14 protein-coding genes are annotated in these 14,186 nt (G+C 61.6%); 6 read left to right on the top strand and 8 right to left on the bottom strand.

The window, feature by feature from the left end; genetic code table 11:
• Positions 1-4 precede the first annotated feature (4 nt).
• Both AC0L18_RS04910 and AC0L18_RS04915 read right to left on the bottom strand, forming a co-directional pair.
• Complete coding sequence (locus AC0L18_RS04910; RefSeq protein ID WP_473490849.1) at positions 5-151, bottom strand: hypothetical protein; 147 nt, start codon at positions 149-151, stop codon at positions 5-7.
• A gap of 18 nt (positions 152-169) precedes the next feature.
• Positions 170-325, bottom strand: coding sequence for a YjiS-like domain-containing protein (locus AC0L18_RS04915; RefSeq protein WP_473490850.1), 156 nt, complete (start codon positions 323-325; stop codon positions 170-172).
• Between the two features lie 122 nt (positions 326-447).
• On the opposite strand from AC0L18_RS04915, the gene AC0L18_RS04920 reads away from it, so the two are divergent.
• Positions 448-1,431 (top strand): LysR family transcriptional regulator, encoded by a 984-nt coding sequence (locus AC0L18_RS04920; RefSeq protein WP_473490851.1) that lies wholly within the window; start codon positions 448-450, stop codon positions 1,429-1,431.
• 259 nt (positions 1,432-1,690) lie between these two features.
• Complete coding sequence (locus tag AC0L18_RS04925) at positions 1,691-1,942, top strand: DUF6074 family protein (RefSeq protein WP_473490852.1); 252 nt, start codon at positions 1,691-1,693, stop codon at positions 1,940-1,942.
• A gap of 90 nt (positions 1,943-2,032) precedes the next feature.
• Here the strand turns inward: AC0L18_RS04925 and AC0L18_RS04930 are convergent, their stop codons facing one another.
• The 6 genes from AC0L18_RS04930 to AC0L18_RS04955 all read right to left on the bottom strand — a co-directional run bounded on the left by AC0L18_RS04930 (position 2,033) and on the right by AC0L18_RS04955 (position 9,451).
• Positions 2,033-3,538 (bottom strand): calcium-binding protein, encoded by a 1,506-nt coding sequence (locus AC0L18_RS04930; RefSeq protein WP_473490853.1) that lies wholly within the window; start codon positions 3,536-3,538, stop codon positions 2,033-2,035.
• A 461-nt stretch (positions 3,539-3,999) separates the two neighbouring features.
• A complete protein-coding gene (locus AC0L18_RS04935; RefSeq protein WP_473490854.1) occupies positions 4,000-4,914 on the bottom strand; it encodes a 5'-3' exonuclease in 915 nt (304 codons plus the stop codon).
• Entirely contained in the window at positions 4,895-6,094 is a 1,200-nt protein-coding gene (locus AC0L18_RS04940; RefSeq protein WP_473490855.1) for a mandelate racemase/muconate lactonizing enzyme family protein, read from the bottom strand. The genes AC0L18_RS04935 and AC0L18_RS04940 overlap by 20 nt, the downstream gene beginning before the upstream one ends.
• Positions 6,095-6,111: 17 nt before the next feature.
• Positions 6,112-7,461, bottom strand: coding sequence for a mandelate racemase/muconate lactonizing enzyme family protein (locus AC0L18_RS04945; RefSeq protein WP_473490856.1), 1,350 nt, complete (start codon positions 7,459-7,461; stop codon positions 6,112-6,114).
• A gap of 56 nt (positions 7,462-7,517) precedes the next feature.
• Positions 7,518-8,684: a mandelate racemase/muconate lactonizing enzyme family protein gene (locus tag AC0L18_RS04950; protein ID WP_473490857.1), complete on the bottom strand. Its 1,167-nt coding sequence runs from the start codon at positions 8,682-8,684 to the stop codon at positions 7,518-7,520.
• 59 nt (positions 8,685-8,743) lie between these two features.
• The gene (locus tag AC0L18_RS04955; RefSeq protein WP_027151244.1) at positions 8,744-9,451 is read right to left on the bottom strand and encodes a GntR family transcriptional regulator; all 708 of its coding nucleotides are present in this window, start codon (positions 9,449-9,451) and stop codon (positions 8,744-8,746) included.
• 211 nt (positions 9,452-9,662) lie between these two features.
• Here AC0L18_RS04955 and AC0L18_RS04960 point away from each other — a divergent pair, with 211 nt between their 5' ends.
• The 4 genes from AC0L18_RS04960 to AC0L18_RS04975 all read left to right on the top strand — a co-directional run bounded on the left by AC0L18_RS04960 (position 9,663) and on the right by AC0L18_RS04975 (position 14,178).
• Entirely contained in the window at positions 9,663-11,138 is a 1,476-nt protein-coding gene (locus tag AC0L18_RS04960) for an ABC transporter substrate-binding protein (protein WP_473490858.1), read from the top strand.
• Positions 11,139-11,223: 85 nt separating this feature from the next.
• Positions 11,224-12,183 carry a carbohydrate ABC transporter permease gene (locus AC0L18_RS04965; RefSeq protein ID WP_473490859.1) on the top strand — a complete coding sequence of 320 codons (960 nt, stop codon included), beginning with the start codon at positions 11,224-11,226 and terminating at the stop codon, positions 12,181-12,183.
• Positions 12,180-13,070, top strand: coding sequence for a carbohydrate ABC transporter permease (locus AC0L18_RS04970; RefSeq protein WP_023797625.1), 891 nt, complete (start codon positions 12,180-12,182; stop codon positions 13,068-13,070). Before AC0L18_RS04965 ends, AC0L18_RS04970 begins: the two co-directional genes overlap by 4 nt.
• A gap of 10 nt (positions 13,071-13,080) precedes the next feature.
• Positions 13,081-14,178, top strand: a complete 1,098-nt coding sequence (locus AC0L18_RS04975) for an ABC transporter ATP-binding protein (protein WP_473490860.1) — start codon at positions 13,081-13,083, stop codon at positions 14,176-14,178.
• The last annotated feature ends 8 nt before the right edge of the window (positions 14,179-14,186 follow it).

Below are 14,186 nucleotides of genomic sequence, written 5' to 3' on the forward strand. Positions count from 1 at the left end.
TTCTTCAGGCACGGTGGAATCCTGGGCCAATATCGGTCGATTGGGCCTCGCCATAGATGGTCGCGGTGTCACGCCAGCGCGCGGCGCCACCCGCCGCCCAGATGCCGATCCCGATGCGCGGTACCGAGCGGCGATCCCGAAGCTCCATCATCTGCCCGCCTCCATTATCTCAACGACGCAGGCTGGCGTGGCGGGCATGCTCGCGGATCTCTTCGCGAGAAATGCCAGCATCCGCCAGTGTGCTGTCTGGGGCCTGCCTCAAGCTCGCAAGCGTCTGGCGATAGGCAAGCCAGCGGGCGAAACGGTATCGAAGTTTATCGAACATGATCGTCTCCTTTGGCGCGCAGAAAGCCCGCGCGCTTGGGTTGGTCGAAAACGCAAAGCATCTGCGCGAAGCGCATGCGCGTTTCGCAAGGATTGCGCTGGCTTCTTGGCCAGCCGAGGCGCTTGTCACTGTCGCTCCAGGCAGGATTGTCCGACGCCTTCAATGCCTGCATGCTTGCGCGTGATGCCCGCTTCGCGCTACAGCCACGCTCGCAAGGAGTTTTTCATTTCTGCAAAATGTATATCGACTGGGACGATCTGAGGCTGTTTCTCGACGTTGCGCGGCTGGGTGGCTTGAGCGCAGCGACGGGAACCACGCGCCTCAGCGCAGCCACCCTTGGACGACGCGTCACCGCGCTCGAAAAGCAGATCGGCGAACCGCTGTTCGTGCGTCAGCAGACAGGCTACCGGCTGACCCCGGTCGGTGAAGAACTGCTGCGGCGCGCCGAAGACGTCGAGGCGGCAATGCAGTCGCTGACCCGCTGGCGCGAGGGAAACCTGCCCGACCGCATTGTCCGCGTCTCGGCCGGGCCATGGACCTCAGCCTTCGTTTCCGCCCATATCGGCGAGATCTGGACGGTCGATGACGGCATAAGGGTGGAGCTCGTCACCACCACCGACCGTGTCGACATCGGCCGCCGTGCCGCCGACATCGGCATCCGCGGCGAGCGACCGACCGAGCAGTGGCTGGCCGGCCGTCAGAGCGGCAAGGTCGCCTACGCCATTTATTCCGGACGCCGCATGATCAACGGCATCGCCGCCGGGTTGTTCGTCGGCGTCACCGGCGAAGCGGCAAACATTGCCTCGGCGCGCTGGCTGCAAGCCCATCACGGCGACCGCATCGCCGTGCGCGGCAACAACACCCATTCGGTGCGCGAACTGGTGGCTGCCGGCGCCGGCCTTTCGATCTTCCCGTGCTTCGTCGGTGACAGCGATCCGCGGCTGGTTCGCGTCGCTCAGCCTGTCCCCGAACTCGAAACCGACCAATGGATTGTCACCCATCACGAGGAACGTCACGCGCCGCCGGTCCGAAAAGTCGCCGACCGGATTACCGCCTTGATGCGGGCGCACCAGCCGCTGTTTCGCGGCGAGACGCCGATCCGGTAAGCCTCAGGCGTCGATCGGCCGCCAGCTGAGCCGCATGCTGGCACTCATGCCGGACTCCTGCGCCGTCAGACCTAGGCCGTAATTCTTCAACAGGGACTCGAACTCGCCATGCCGCTGCGTCCAGCCGCTATTCGCGGCACGACCATCGAGCCCAGCGGACGCTTCGTTCCATGGCTGACCGCCGTCGAAAAGAGCGCTGTTAACCAAATTTTCTAACCCGCCAATGCTTATTCGCGCGATTGAAGGGGTGAGGTGATCGATGTGCGATTCGAACGTAAGCGCATTTCCGCTGCATCGGCGGCGGAAATTGGTCGAAGGGATCGCCCTGGTCCTGGAGTCCAAGAACGGGGAGGACGCGAACGCCTTCTGGCGCAACACCGCCAAGGCAATTCTCGTTCAATTAGCCGAATCAGGAATTGCACCCGGGCTGGCCGAACAGGAAGTCGGAACGCTTCTTCATGCTGTCTTGGATGATATAGCCACCCGCAGTGCGGCGAAACTAGCACAATAGCATCGGCTGGCTCACGACGATGGATTGCCGCGTGAGCCACCCGGGGCTCCGCCACGCCCGGTCCATGTAGCTGCGCCCCACCATGCGCGCCTATAGCACGAAGAAGTCGTCCACTGTGAGGAATGTGCTCGGGTCCAGGGCGGCAAACTTGACAGTCGCCGCTCCTCCTGCCCCGTCCGCATCGAACAGCAGATCGCCGGTCTCCTTGTCGTAAATGATGTGGTCGTTGTCATCGATGGCGTGCTTGCCGACGACGAAAACTGCAGCGGAAAGCGAGCCGGCCGACAGCCCGACGAATGCGGAGCTGTCCAGCCAGAACACATCGTCGATCGCATTGAAGTCTTCTATCCTGTCGTAGTTCGCCGGCCCAAGTGCGTCGAACACGAAGACATCCCTGCCCCCCTCGCCGGCCAGCCAGTCGCGGCCGGCGCCGCCATTGAGGATGTCGTCGCCAGCACCACCTCGCATGTCGTCGGAGCCGGCGCCGCCGTCGAGGACGTCGTCGCCAGTGTCACCGCGGACGCCGTCTGCGCCCTCACCACCGCTGATCTCATCATCGCCAGCGCCGCCCTTCAGCCAATCGGTGCCCGCGCCTCCAATGATGTCGTCCGCGCCCGCGCCGCCGAGCAGATGGTCGTGGCCGGCACCGCCGTCGAGCGTATCGTTGAACGCGGTGCCGCTGATGCGGTCGCCCCCGCCCAGCGCGGCGACGAGCACGGCATGATCATGGCTTGCGTAGCTCGCGATGTTTTTGGCGTCGGTCAGGGTAATGGATTCGGCCGGCGGAGTGACTGTGATCGTAATCGTCGCCACATTGCTGTGGCCCTGGCCGTCCGTAGCGTAAACCGTAAAGCTGTCGGTGCCGATGAACCCTGCTTCCGGTGTGTAGTCGAACAGGTTTCCGCTCAGAAAATCCGCATGATAGTGCAGGGTAGTGCCATAATGACCCTGGTGAAACGGGTAGTAGTTACCGTCGAAACTCGTCTCCTGCTCCAGGATGCCGCTGTCCGGCCCGTCCAAGACGATAAAGTTCAAGAGATCGTAGTCGGCATCTGTCGCGCTGAACTTGACGTCGTCGAGAGATTGCGCCTGCGAAATCGACAAGTCCAGGTCGGCAACGGTGGGCGCGTGATTAACGAAGGTGTCGGGCTGAAGCACGCCCCCTTTCAAGATGATCTGGTGCTGACCGTATTGGGTGTTTTCGCCGCCGAAATATTCGTTCGCCCCGATCCATGTCACCGTGAGGTCGTCGGGGCTGTCGGCGCTGATCGAGACGATCCGGACCGACTGGAAGGCCGCCTGGCCGGACACGGTGCGGAGAAAATTGCCTTCGTTGTCGAAGACCTGCGTTTCCACTGTCGTCCAGGTTTCGGTCCTGCCCTCGTGGGTGAAGCTGGTGATGCTGAAGAAGCCATCGAAGACATCGACCGAAGCCAGGTCGATCCCACCGAAAGGGAAATCCGGCTTTGCGCCTATCGGTCCGATTACGTCGCCGTCTGTTTCCGTAATGCTGAAAAGGACCGAGTCAGGGGTCGGATTGGGATTCTCTGGTTCGTTCCATACGATGAGTTCACTGCCATTGCTTAAGGTCGGCATCCTGTCTCTTCCTTGCCTTTGCGCCTGGACGTGCTGCGGATGCCCCAATTCCAACGGTAACATGTTACGCGAGACGGATCGGTGACGAACCCAACCGACCCTCGCCTTCTTCGAATGTGGTTAATTCGGTGATCATGCCGAACTGTCTGATTGGATTCGGCAATGGGCCGACGCTGGTGAAATCCAGTCGGCGATGCGGCGAGCCGACGAGGTGCGGTCGTGCTGGGCATCAGGCACTGCGGATCCGAAGCGATCTCTGCTCCAAAGGATCATTCGCAGGATCACCCTCAACTCGTCTCGCCCGTTCGGCCCGACCTTCCGCTTGCGAACCGGACGGCCTATCTCGACTCGCTCGTTGGACGCGGCGACCGGCCCTGGCGGCAGCATCTCATGCGCCATTTCTTGTAGGAGGGCAAAGCGTTGGTTTCGCGCCGAACGACACTTAACGTCGCCTCCCGAAGTCAGCAACGGCGAGCCTTGAGCGCACGGGTGAGGAGCCGAGTGTCATCTAGCTGGGTAGCGCAGATTTCGAACGCTTTGGTCGGCCCGTGCCAGCGCAGCTCCTCGACATTATCGAACAGCCGAGCGTCGGTGCGCAACGTCGCGAGATTTTTGAACAAAAGCGCGAGCTCTCTCCGCTTGCCGAGGGCTTCGGGAGGAAAGCTTTCAAGCGGGCCGTAGCGGCCAAGCAGCCGGGCGGCTGAGACCAGGCCGATGCCTTCGAGACCCGGGTAGCCATCGGCGGCATCACCCACGAGCGCGAGGAAATCTGGGATCAAGGCCGGCTCAACTCCGAACTTCTCGCGTACGCCGGCGGCATCGCGAATTTTCTGGGTCCTGCGGTCTACCTGGACCACATGGTCGCCGCGCACACACTGCGCGAGATCCTTGTCCGGCGTCCAGATGCACACCTTCTGCACGCCCTCGTCGGCAGCCGCGCTGTATGCCGCGGATGCCAGCGCGTCGTCGGCTTCCAGCTCGATCATCGGCCAGACCGCCACTCCCATCGCCGCCAGAGCGTCCTCGAGGGGGTGGAACTGGGCGAGCAATGCGGGCTCGACGCCATCCCCGGTCTTGTAGCCGGGCCAGAGCTGATTTCTGAACGATTCGATTACATGATCGGTGGCCACCCCAACATGTGTGGCGCCGTTCTCGATCATCTCCAGCACTGTATTCAGCACGCCGACGACGGCGCCAAATGGCTTGTCCTGGCCATTGTTGAACCGGCGTTGGCCATAGAAGTGGCGAAACAGTTCGTATGTGCCGTCTATCAAATGAACGATCATCGCAATCCTTAGGGAAACAGCATCCGGCCGGGTCTGGAAAGCCTGACCGATGCTGGCATCCAGGGATGGTTTAGTCGAAAAAACCCGCATCCTCTTCCCTGAGATACTTTCGGGCTGCTTCGGCGTCGATATCGAGGCCCAGCCCCGGCGCTTCCAGCAGATCCACCATGCTGTCCGTCACGATCTGCGACGGCAGGCCGATTACGAGGTCCTCCCACCAGGGGTCGGAGGCGCTCGGATATTCGAAGGCGATGTAGTTGGCGGGCAAGGTGGCGCAGACATTGATCAGCGCGCCGAGGCCAAGCAGGCCGTTCGCCGTGCCGTGCGGCGCCATCAGGATCGAGTGCATATGGGCGTGCTCGGCGACCCATTTGAGCTCGGCAATGCCGCCAATATCGGCAGGATCGGGGCCGATGACGCGCACCGCCTGCGTCTCGATCAGCTCCTTGAAATTGTGCCTGAGGTAAATCTGCTCGCCGGTATGGATTGGCGTCGAGGTCGAGGTTGTCAGCTCCCGATAGGCCTGCGGATTGACCCACGGCACATAGTCGCCAGTAAGCATGTCCTCCAGCCACATCAAATTGTATTTTTCGACCGCGCGAGCGAACTTGATCGCATCGGGCAGCATCCAGCCCGGGCCGCAGTCGAGCGCCAGGCTCACCTTGTCGCCCAGCACTTCCTTCATCGCGATCACGCAGTTGAGCATGTGATTGAAACCGCGCTCGCTGATCACACCCTGATCCATGGCACCGTGATAGCCGGCCTGCTTCTGCGTCACGCCGTAATGGAAGCCCTCAATGGTGTCCTTCATGTTGGAGTGGAACGAGATTCCCTGCTTGATCATGAAGAAGTTCTGCGGCTGCTCCATCATCCATTTGACGTCAGCGGCGTAATCCTCCGGCCGGTCGCCCGTGCGCTTCCTGCGGATCGAGCCGTTGTAGACGCGCACCTGGTCGCGCACCTTGCCGCCGAGCAGTTTGTAGGCCGGCACGCCTGCGGCCTTGCCGGCAATGTCCCACAGCGCATGCTCGATAGCGCTGACCGCTGCGCCATAGGGCTTGAAAGAGCCGCGTTGGCGGATCTTCAGCATCACCCGTTCGACGTCGGTCGGGTCCTCGCCGATCAGCGCCTCGCGAAAATGCAGAACCCAGGGCTTGAGGTAGGGCTTGGTGTACTCGACCTCGCCCAGGCCATGGAGGCCCCCGTCGGTGACGATGCGAACGATGGGGTGCTTGCCGATAACAGCGCAACGGAGGTCGGTGATCTTCATCTTCGGCTCTTTTCGCCTCAGCTCCAGGTGCGATCCCAGGAATACTCGTTGTCCCAGTGATCCGTGGGCTGCCAGATGCCGGTGACACCCGGCTGCAGATGCTGCGAGATCACCTCGTCGACGACGTCGTCAATCCCCAGGCCCGGCTTGTCGGGAACGGTGATAAAGCCGTCCTTCACGAGCGGCCTGGCAACGCCGGTGACGATATCGTCCCACCAGTCGACATCGGCAGAGTGGTATTCGAGCGCCATGAAGTTTTCGGTTGCGGTCGCGACATGTGCCGCGGCCATTGCTGCGATTGGACTTTCCGCCATATGGATGGCCATTGCGACGCCGTGGTCCTGCGCCATGTCGCCAATCTTCTTGGTCTCGAGGATGCCCCCGCTGGTGAGCAGGTCCGGGTGGATAATGGAGAGGCCGCCGCTCTTGAGCAGAGGCTCGAAGCCCTCCTTGAGATAAATGTCCTCGCCGGTGCAGATCGGCACCGTGGTGGCGGCCTGCAGTTGTCGGTACTGCTCGGTGTACTGCCATGGGATCACATCCTCGAGCCAGGCCGGCACATATTTTTCAATCCGCCTGGCAAGGCGAATACCGTCCTGCAGCGAGATGTGGCCGACGTGGTCGATGGCGAGCGGAATATCCATGCCGATAACCTCGCGAACCTCGGCAATGTACTGCTCAAGCAAGTCGAGGCCCTTGTCGGAAAAGTGGAGGCCGGTAAATGGGTGGGGAACGTTGTGCAAATCGTAGGCGGCGTTGCGGGCGCGCCGCTCTTCAAGGGACTTGACCTGGCCGCGGCCGGGCTGGACGCGGTACCCATCAAGTGAGCCGGCAGGTGACACGACCGCACCGGGGACATCGGCGATCTGCATCAGCCCCAGATCCATCTTGAGGAACGTGAAGCCGAGCGCCATGCGCTGCTTGAGGCGCTTGCCGGTCTCGGCCGGCACGGTGGCGTCGGTATCGCAATAGAGGCGCACCTTCTCGCGAAACCGGCCGCCGAGCATCTGGTAGATGGGCACGCCATAGGCCTTGCCGGCGAGATCCCACAACGCGATTTCGACCGCCGAGACGCCGCCGCCTTGCCGGCCGTGCCCGCCAAACTGCTTGATCCGGCGAAACAGGCGATCGATGTTGCAAGGGTTCTCGCCAAGCAGCCGGCTCTTCAGCATCAGCGCATAGGTGGCGCTGGCGCCGTCGCGCACCTCGCCAAGTCCGACGATGCCCTGGTTGGTGTAAATCTTGAGCAGGGTCGAGGTGAACGGCGCGCCGACGATTTCGGCTACCCGCATGTCGGTGATGCGAAGCTGGGATGGCTTGGAGTTTGCGTTCACCCGATTGAGCGCCTCGTCGGCCGTCTTTGCCATGACTTGTCCTCGTTCTGTGGCTTGTCGCCCGCACGCCGCGCCGGCATGGAGCGTTGCTAGGCCAGCTCGATCTCGTGGGCCTGCAGGTAGTCGCGGTCCATCTCGATACCGAGACCAGGCGTCTGCGTCAGCTTGAGGCTGCCGTTCGAGACGTCGAGCGGTCTGTCGATGAGGTGATCGTATTTGCCCAGGTTCCACTCCGACGTTTCGAGCCTGTAGAAGTTAGGAACGGTCATCATCACCTGCGCTCCCGCAACCACGTTGACCGGTCCCGCGGCGTCATGCGGCGAGACCGGGATGTAATAGGCTTCGCATAGGGCAGAAATCTTCTTGAGTTCGGTAATGCCGCCGGTCCAGGTGATATCAGGCATGATGTAGTCAGCGAGCCTGTTCTCGAGTACCGGCACGAAATCCCACTTCGTGTGGCCGCGCTCGCCCCACGCGATGGCAGCACTGACTTTTTCACGCACCTGCTTGAGGGCGTTCAGGCTCTCGGGCGGGCAAGGCTCCTCGAACCAGTCGATCTGGCCGGCTTCCTCAAGACTCCGACAGAGGCGAATGGCGGTGGGAACGTCGAAGCGGCCATGCGCATCGATCAGAATGTCGACGTCAGGCCCCGCCGTTTCGCGGATCAGAGCCGTGAGTTCGGCGGCTTCGCGCTCGTCCTTGCGGGTCATGCTGCCATCGAGGTAGCCGTCCCGCTGTTCGCGGGACAGGCCATCGGCGCTGCGGCCCTGATGGGGAAAAGGATCGAACTTGAGCGCAGTGTGTCCGGACTCGACGATGTCCAGAATTTCGCGGACCACCGCCTCCTTGCTGGTGAATTTGGCCTGGTTGGGATGGGTGTAGAGCGCGATTTCATCGCGTACCGGTCCGCCGAGCAGCTCGTAAACCGGCTTGCCGAGGACTTTGCCGCGGATGTCCCAGAGGGCTATATCGATGGCGCTCACGCATTCGACGGCGGCGCCGCGGCTGCCCATATAGGTGAAGCTGCGAAAGATCTTGTGCCAGAGATGCTCGATACGCGCTGGATCCTCGCCTGTCACGGCGACTCCGATCTGCCGCAGGATCGTGCAGAGAGCGCGGTTGGCGAGCCTTGTCGTGGTGGTGATCTCTCCCCAGCCACTCACCCCCTCGTCGGTCGTCACTTCGACGAACAGGAACTCTCCCCAATAAGAAGCATCGGACTTGATCAGCCACGGCCGGATGCTCGTGATTTTCATCTCAATCCCTTTATCTGAAATGCTTAGGGCTAACGGTGTTCGAGACTGGACCTTCGTTCCTATCCGGCCCGAGCGGCGTTGCGCGCACGCATCTGTTCGAGGATATGCCGGCCGGAACCCTCGACATGGCGGGAAACGAGTTCGGCCGCCTTGTCGGCTTCTCCCGCTTTCACGTGCGCGATGAGTTCGCGGTGCTCGCGAATGATCGCGGCACGACGCGCCAGCGTGAAATTGAAACGCCGGCTCACGGCTCGCAGCACTTCGCGATGCTTCCACCAAAGTTCAGCGGCATGGCGGTTGTAGTGCCGCTGGTACATCACGGTGTGGAAAGCGGTATCCAGTTCGCTGTGCCTGAATGTGTCGGCAAAGTTGTTCTCTTCAATCAGCCCCTGGAGACGTTCGAGTTCGGCGATGTCCTCGCCGGTCGCCATGTTCACAAACCATCGCGTCAGGGCCGGCTCGATCAGAACACCGATTTCATAGATATCCCGGACAAAATCCTGATCTATGGGTCGCACGCGCGCCCCGCGGTTGGGGAGAAAGGTGACAAAGCCCTCCCCGCGCAAGAGCTGCAGGGCCTCGCGCACCGGGTTGGTCGAGGTGCCGTGACGCCGGGCGAGATCGGTGACCACAAGCCGTTCGTTGGCGGCGAGCCGTCCCTCGATGATGTCTTCCCTGATCAGTTCATAAAGCGAGGCGCCCTCGCTGGAGGCCATGGGGTCAGTCTCCACCGGTGGCATGGCTTTAAAGTCATCTATTTCGGCCAAGACCGGCTCCCCTGATCAACACATACCCTGCCCGATATCACACACGGTTTTCACAAACAATGTACGATCCAGCGCGTTGACAGGCAATCCACGATCTGAAAACGTACAAAATGATCGAAGGGATACATAGAATAGAAAGCGTCCCGCGGTCGAACGAGCTAGACCGCTTTGCCTCGGCGCAGGGCGGCATGGAGAACCAGGGAGGATACCTATGACGAGGATTACGCTCGGCAGTGCGGTCCTGCGCGGCACTGTCGCCACTGCTTTGATGGCATCGCTGATGTCGACATCGGCGCTCGGAGCGCCCGTCGACCTCAGCAAGTGGTCGCCGGAATATGTGCGCTCCATTGCGGGCACAGAGGATTTTGACACCGCGGCCGATTGCGCCAAGGTCACCCCGCTCGACTACAAGGGGCGACTGACTTTCTGGTATCAGGGCGTGTTCGAGGGCGACCCCGACCTTTTGCGCCAGTACTACAAGGATTTCTTCGAGACCTTCCGCAAGACCTATCCGAACATCCAGCTCGAGGAACAAGCCCTCACCTATAACGACCTTCTGGACAAGTTCCGCACGGCGCTCCTCGGCAATGCAGCGCCGATGGCGGTCCGCCTGCAAATCCTGGGTGGTACCGAGTTCGCCTCAAAAGGCTATCTGGAACCGCTCAAACCCGAGGATGTCGGGTATTCCACCGAGGATTTTTGGCCCGGCGCCATGAAGGCCGTGACCTGGGAGGGGGTGACCTACGGCATTCCAACCAACAACGAGACGATGGCGTTCATCTGGAACGCCGACGTCTTCAAGCGTGCGGGCCTCGATCCGGACAAGGCTCCGGCAACCTGGGACGACGTCGTCAAGTATTCCAAGCAGATCCACGACAAGCTCGGCATTGCCGGCTACGGCCTCGTGGCTCGCAAGAATGCCGGCAATACGCCGTACCGCTTCATGCCGCAGCTGTGGGCCCATGGCGGCGGCGTCTTCGACGAAGCCACTGCGAACCCGACCTATGAGGATGTCCAGCTCGATAGCCCGCAGAGCAAGGCCGCCCTGCAAGCCTCGTACGACATGTATGTTCGCGACAAGTCGGTTCCGGTTTCGGCGCTCACCAACCAGCAGGCCGATAACCAGCCCCTGTTCCTCGCCGGCCAGCTCGGCATGATGATCTCGCATCCGTCCGACTACGACGTCATGCTCGACCTGCAGAAGAAGGCGACGGGCGCCGACAAGGACAAGGCGCAGACCGTCATCGACAACATGCGCTACGGCCTGATTCCCACCGGCCCCGACGGCAAGCGCGCCGTCGTGTTCGGCGGCTCGAACATTCACATCCTGAAGCCCGAATATGTCGAGGGCGGCAAGGTCGACGAGCCGGCCGCAAAGGCTATCATCTGCATGTGGACGAGCCCTGAATGGTCGCTGAAGATGGCCTATGCCGGCTCGAACCCGGGCAACCTCAACGGCTTCAAGACCAAATGGATGAAGGAACGTCTGGAAAACATCAAGTTCCTCGACGTGACGACCTCGATGCTGCCATACGGCATCCCGTTCCCAGCGCTGCCGCAGGCTCCCGAGATCATGAACATCATCGTCCCGGACATGCTGCAGAACGCCCTGACCGGCGCGATGACCGTCGACGAGGCAGCGGACGACGCGGCAAAGAGGGTAAGAGAGCTGATGGGCGGACTCTAGTCCAGGCCTGACCGGCTGCGCCGTAGTGCAGCCGGTTCGTTCAGAAGAAACCCGGTTCGTTCAGAAGAAATAAGGGCGCGCCACAGTGACGATCGTGACCGGCAAGGCCGAGGCTCGCCGAAGATTGCAATCCGGCAGGTCCGGCGTGCTACGCGAGATATGGGACCATCGCGCTGACTACGCGTATGTGCTCCCTGCGATCGCCGTGATGCTCGTCGTCATCGCCTATCCGATCTACTACTCGATCGAGCTGTCGTTCTTCAAGACGCCGCCTGGCCTGCAGCTTCGCGACAAGAGCTTCATCGGTTTCGACAACTACACGACCATCCTCACCAGCGAGGTGTTCTGGAGAGTCACCTGGAACACTCTGATCTGGACGCTGGGCTCCACCTTGATTGCCTTTGTCCTGGGGTTTGCCACCGCGCTGGCGCTCCACCGCGAGTTTGTCGGCCGCGGTGTGCTGCGCGCAATCCTGATCATTCCCTGGGTCATCAGCGCGGTCGCCGCCTCCTATATCTGGAAGTGGATCTATCATTCGGACTTCGGGATCATCGGTGCGGTGCTGGTCGGCCTCGGATTGGCCGACCGACCGCCGAATTTCATCGACAGCGTCAACACGGTTCTGCCTTCCCTGATCGTCGTCAATATCTGGCGCGAGTTTCCGTTTGCCATGATCATGATGATGGCCGGCCTGCAGACCGTGCCCGAGCAGTTGCTGCGCGCCGCGCAGGTCGACGGCGCCAGCGCCTGGCAGCGCTTCTGGCACGTCACCTTCCCGCACTTGCGCAACGTCTCGACGGTGACGATCCTGCTGCTCGCGGTGGCCAACTTCAATTCCTTCATCATCCCCTGGATCATGACCGGCGGCGGGCCGTCCAACGCATCGCATATCTGGATCACCCACATTTATGAGCTCGCCTTCGGCCGGCAGCGCTGGGGTGTGGCATCTGCCTATTCGGTGCTCCTGTTCCTCACCCTGATGACGCTCGGCTACTTCTACGTCCGTGCGCTAAGCGGTAACGAGCGGCAGGAGGGGAACGCATGAGCACGACTGCCGAGACCGCCCCGCGAGCCCTGAGCCGTCGCCGGATGCGCGTCGACGGATGGCGGTGGACCGGGCGCATCTTCCTCGCGTTCATGCTGCTCTACACCGCGGTGCCGATGATCTGGATGCTGATCACCTCGATCAAGTCCGGGTTCGCGGCGTTGCAATTCCCGCCGCAATGGTGGCCGGACGAACCTACCCTCGCCAGCTACGAGAAGCTGCTCGATCCCCAGAACAGCGTCGGCCAGGACTTCCTCCGCTTCTTCTGGAACAGCCTTTTCGTGTCGACCGTCACGACAATCCTCTCGGTGATCGTCGCCGTCCCTGCGGCCTACGCGTTTTCGCGCTTCAGTTTCCCCGGCCGGAACTTCCTGTTCTTCGCCGTGCTGCTGCGCAACATGTTCCCGGCGGTGATCTTTCTCGTGCCGCTGTTCATCCTGATGCGCCTGCTCGGGTTGATGAACACGCATGGCTCGCTGATTCTCACCTATCTCACCTTCGGCCTGCCGCTGGCGATATGGTTGCTCAAGGGCTTTTACGACAACATTCCGGTGCAGCTCGAGCAGGCGGCGCGCATCGATGGGGCAACGCGGTTCCAGGCCTTCATCTTGATTGTAATGCCGCTCTCGACGCCGGGGATCATCGCCACCGCGATCTATTCATTTATTGGCGCGTGGAACGAGTACATCTACGCCTACACCTTCCTCACCAAGAACGACCAGTTGACACTGCCGGTCGGCATCCAGCGCTTCTTCTCGGAAAATACGACGGACTTTCCGGGCCTGATGGCGGCCAGTTTCATGATGAGCGTGCCCGTCGTCGTGCTGTTCCTCGTCCTGCAACGATACTTCGTACGCGCCCTTACAGAAGGCGCGGTCAAGCACTAGGGAGTTGCCGATGGCCCACGTGGTCCTCAAAGATCTCGTAAAATCCTATGGCAGCTTCAAAGCCGTCAACGACGTGTCGCTGACGGTCAATGACGGCGAGTTCGTTGCGCTCGTCGGCCCTTCAGGCTGCGGCAAGACAACCACGCTCAATCTCGTCGCGGGGCTGATCCCTATGACATCGGGCGACATCGTCATCGGCGACCGGGTGGTCAACGACCTCGACCCCAAGGACCGGGACATCGCCATGGTGTTCCAGAACTACGCGCTCTATCCGCAGAAATCGGTTTACAAGAACCTGGCGTTCCCGCTGCAGATGCGAAAACTGCCCAGGGACGAGATCGACAAGAAGGTCAAGGAAGCGGCGCGAGTGCTCGACATGACGCACCTGCTCGAGCGCAAGCCGCGCGAACTTTCGGGTGGGCAGCAGCAGCGGGTGGCCCTGGGCCGTGCGCTTGTCCGCGACCCCGCCGTGTTCCTGATGGACGAGCCGCTCTCCAATCTCGACGCCAAGCTGCGCGTGCAGATGCGATCGGAGATCAAGCGCTTCCACCAGGACCTCAAGGCAACGATCATCTATGTGACGCACGACCAGCTCGAAGCCGTGACCATGGCCGACAAGATGGCGGTGATGAACGGCGGCTACCTGCAGCAATATGATTCACCGGCGCAGGTCTTTGCCCATCCCGTCAACATGTTCGTCGCCAGCTTCATAGGCAGCCCGGCGATGAGCCTTATTCCGCTGCAGGCATCGACGGCAAACGGCAACGCTGTGTTGACCAGCGCGGAGGGCTGGAGCTTTGAGCTCTCGCCGCGCAACGCCCGGAAGGTCGCAAGGGCAACGACCAGGAAAGTCGTGCTCGGCGCACGTCACTCGACGATCAAGCTGCGCAACTGCGCGGTCCCCGGTGCCATTCCGGCCAAGGCCTACACGGTGGAGCCGACCGGTGACGTCACCTTCGTGCAGGCGTTCCTGTCCGGCGCCATCGTCAACGTCAGCGTGCCACCGAACATTGCAGTCGCGCCCGATGAACGGATCTGGCTCGAGTTCGACCAGGAGCGGATGCATCTGTTCGACGGCGAAACCGAAATGGCCCTTACGGCCAACTGAGACAAGGC

This window comes from Mesorhizobium sp. WSM4819, from assembly GCF_055811215.1.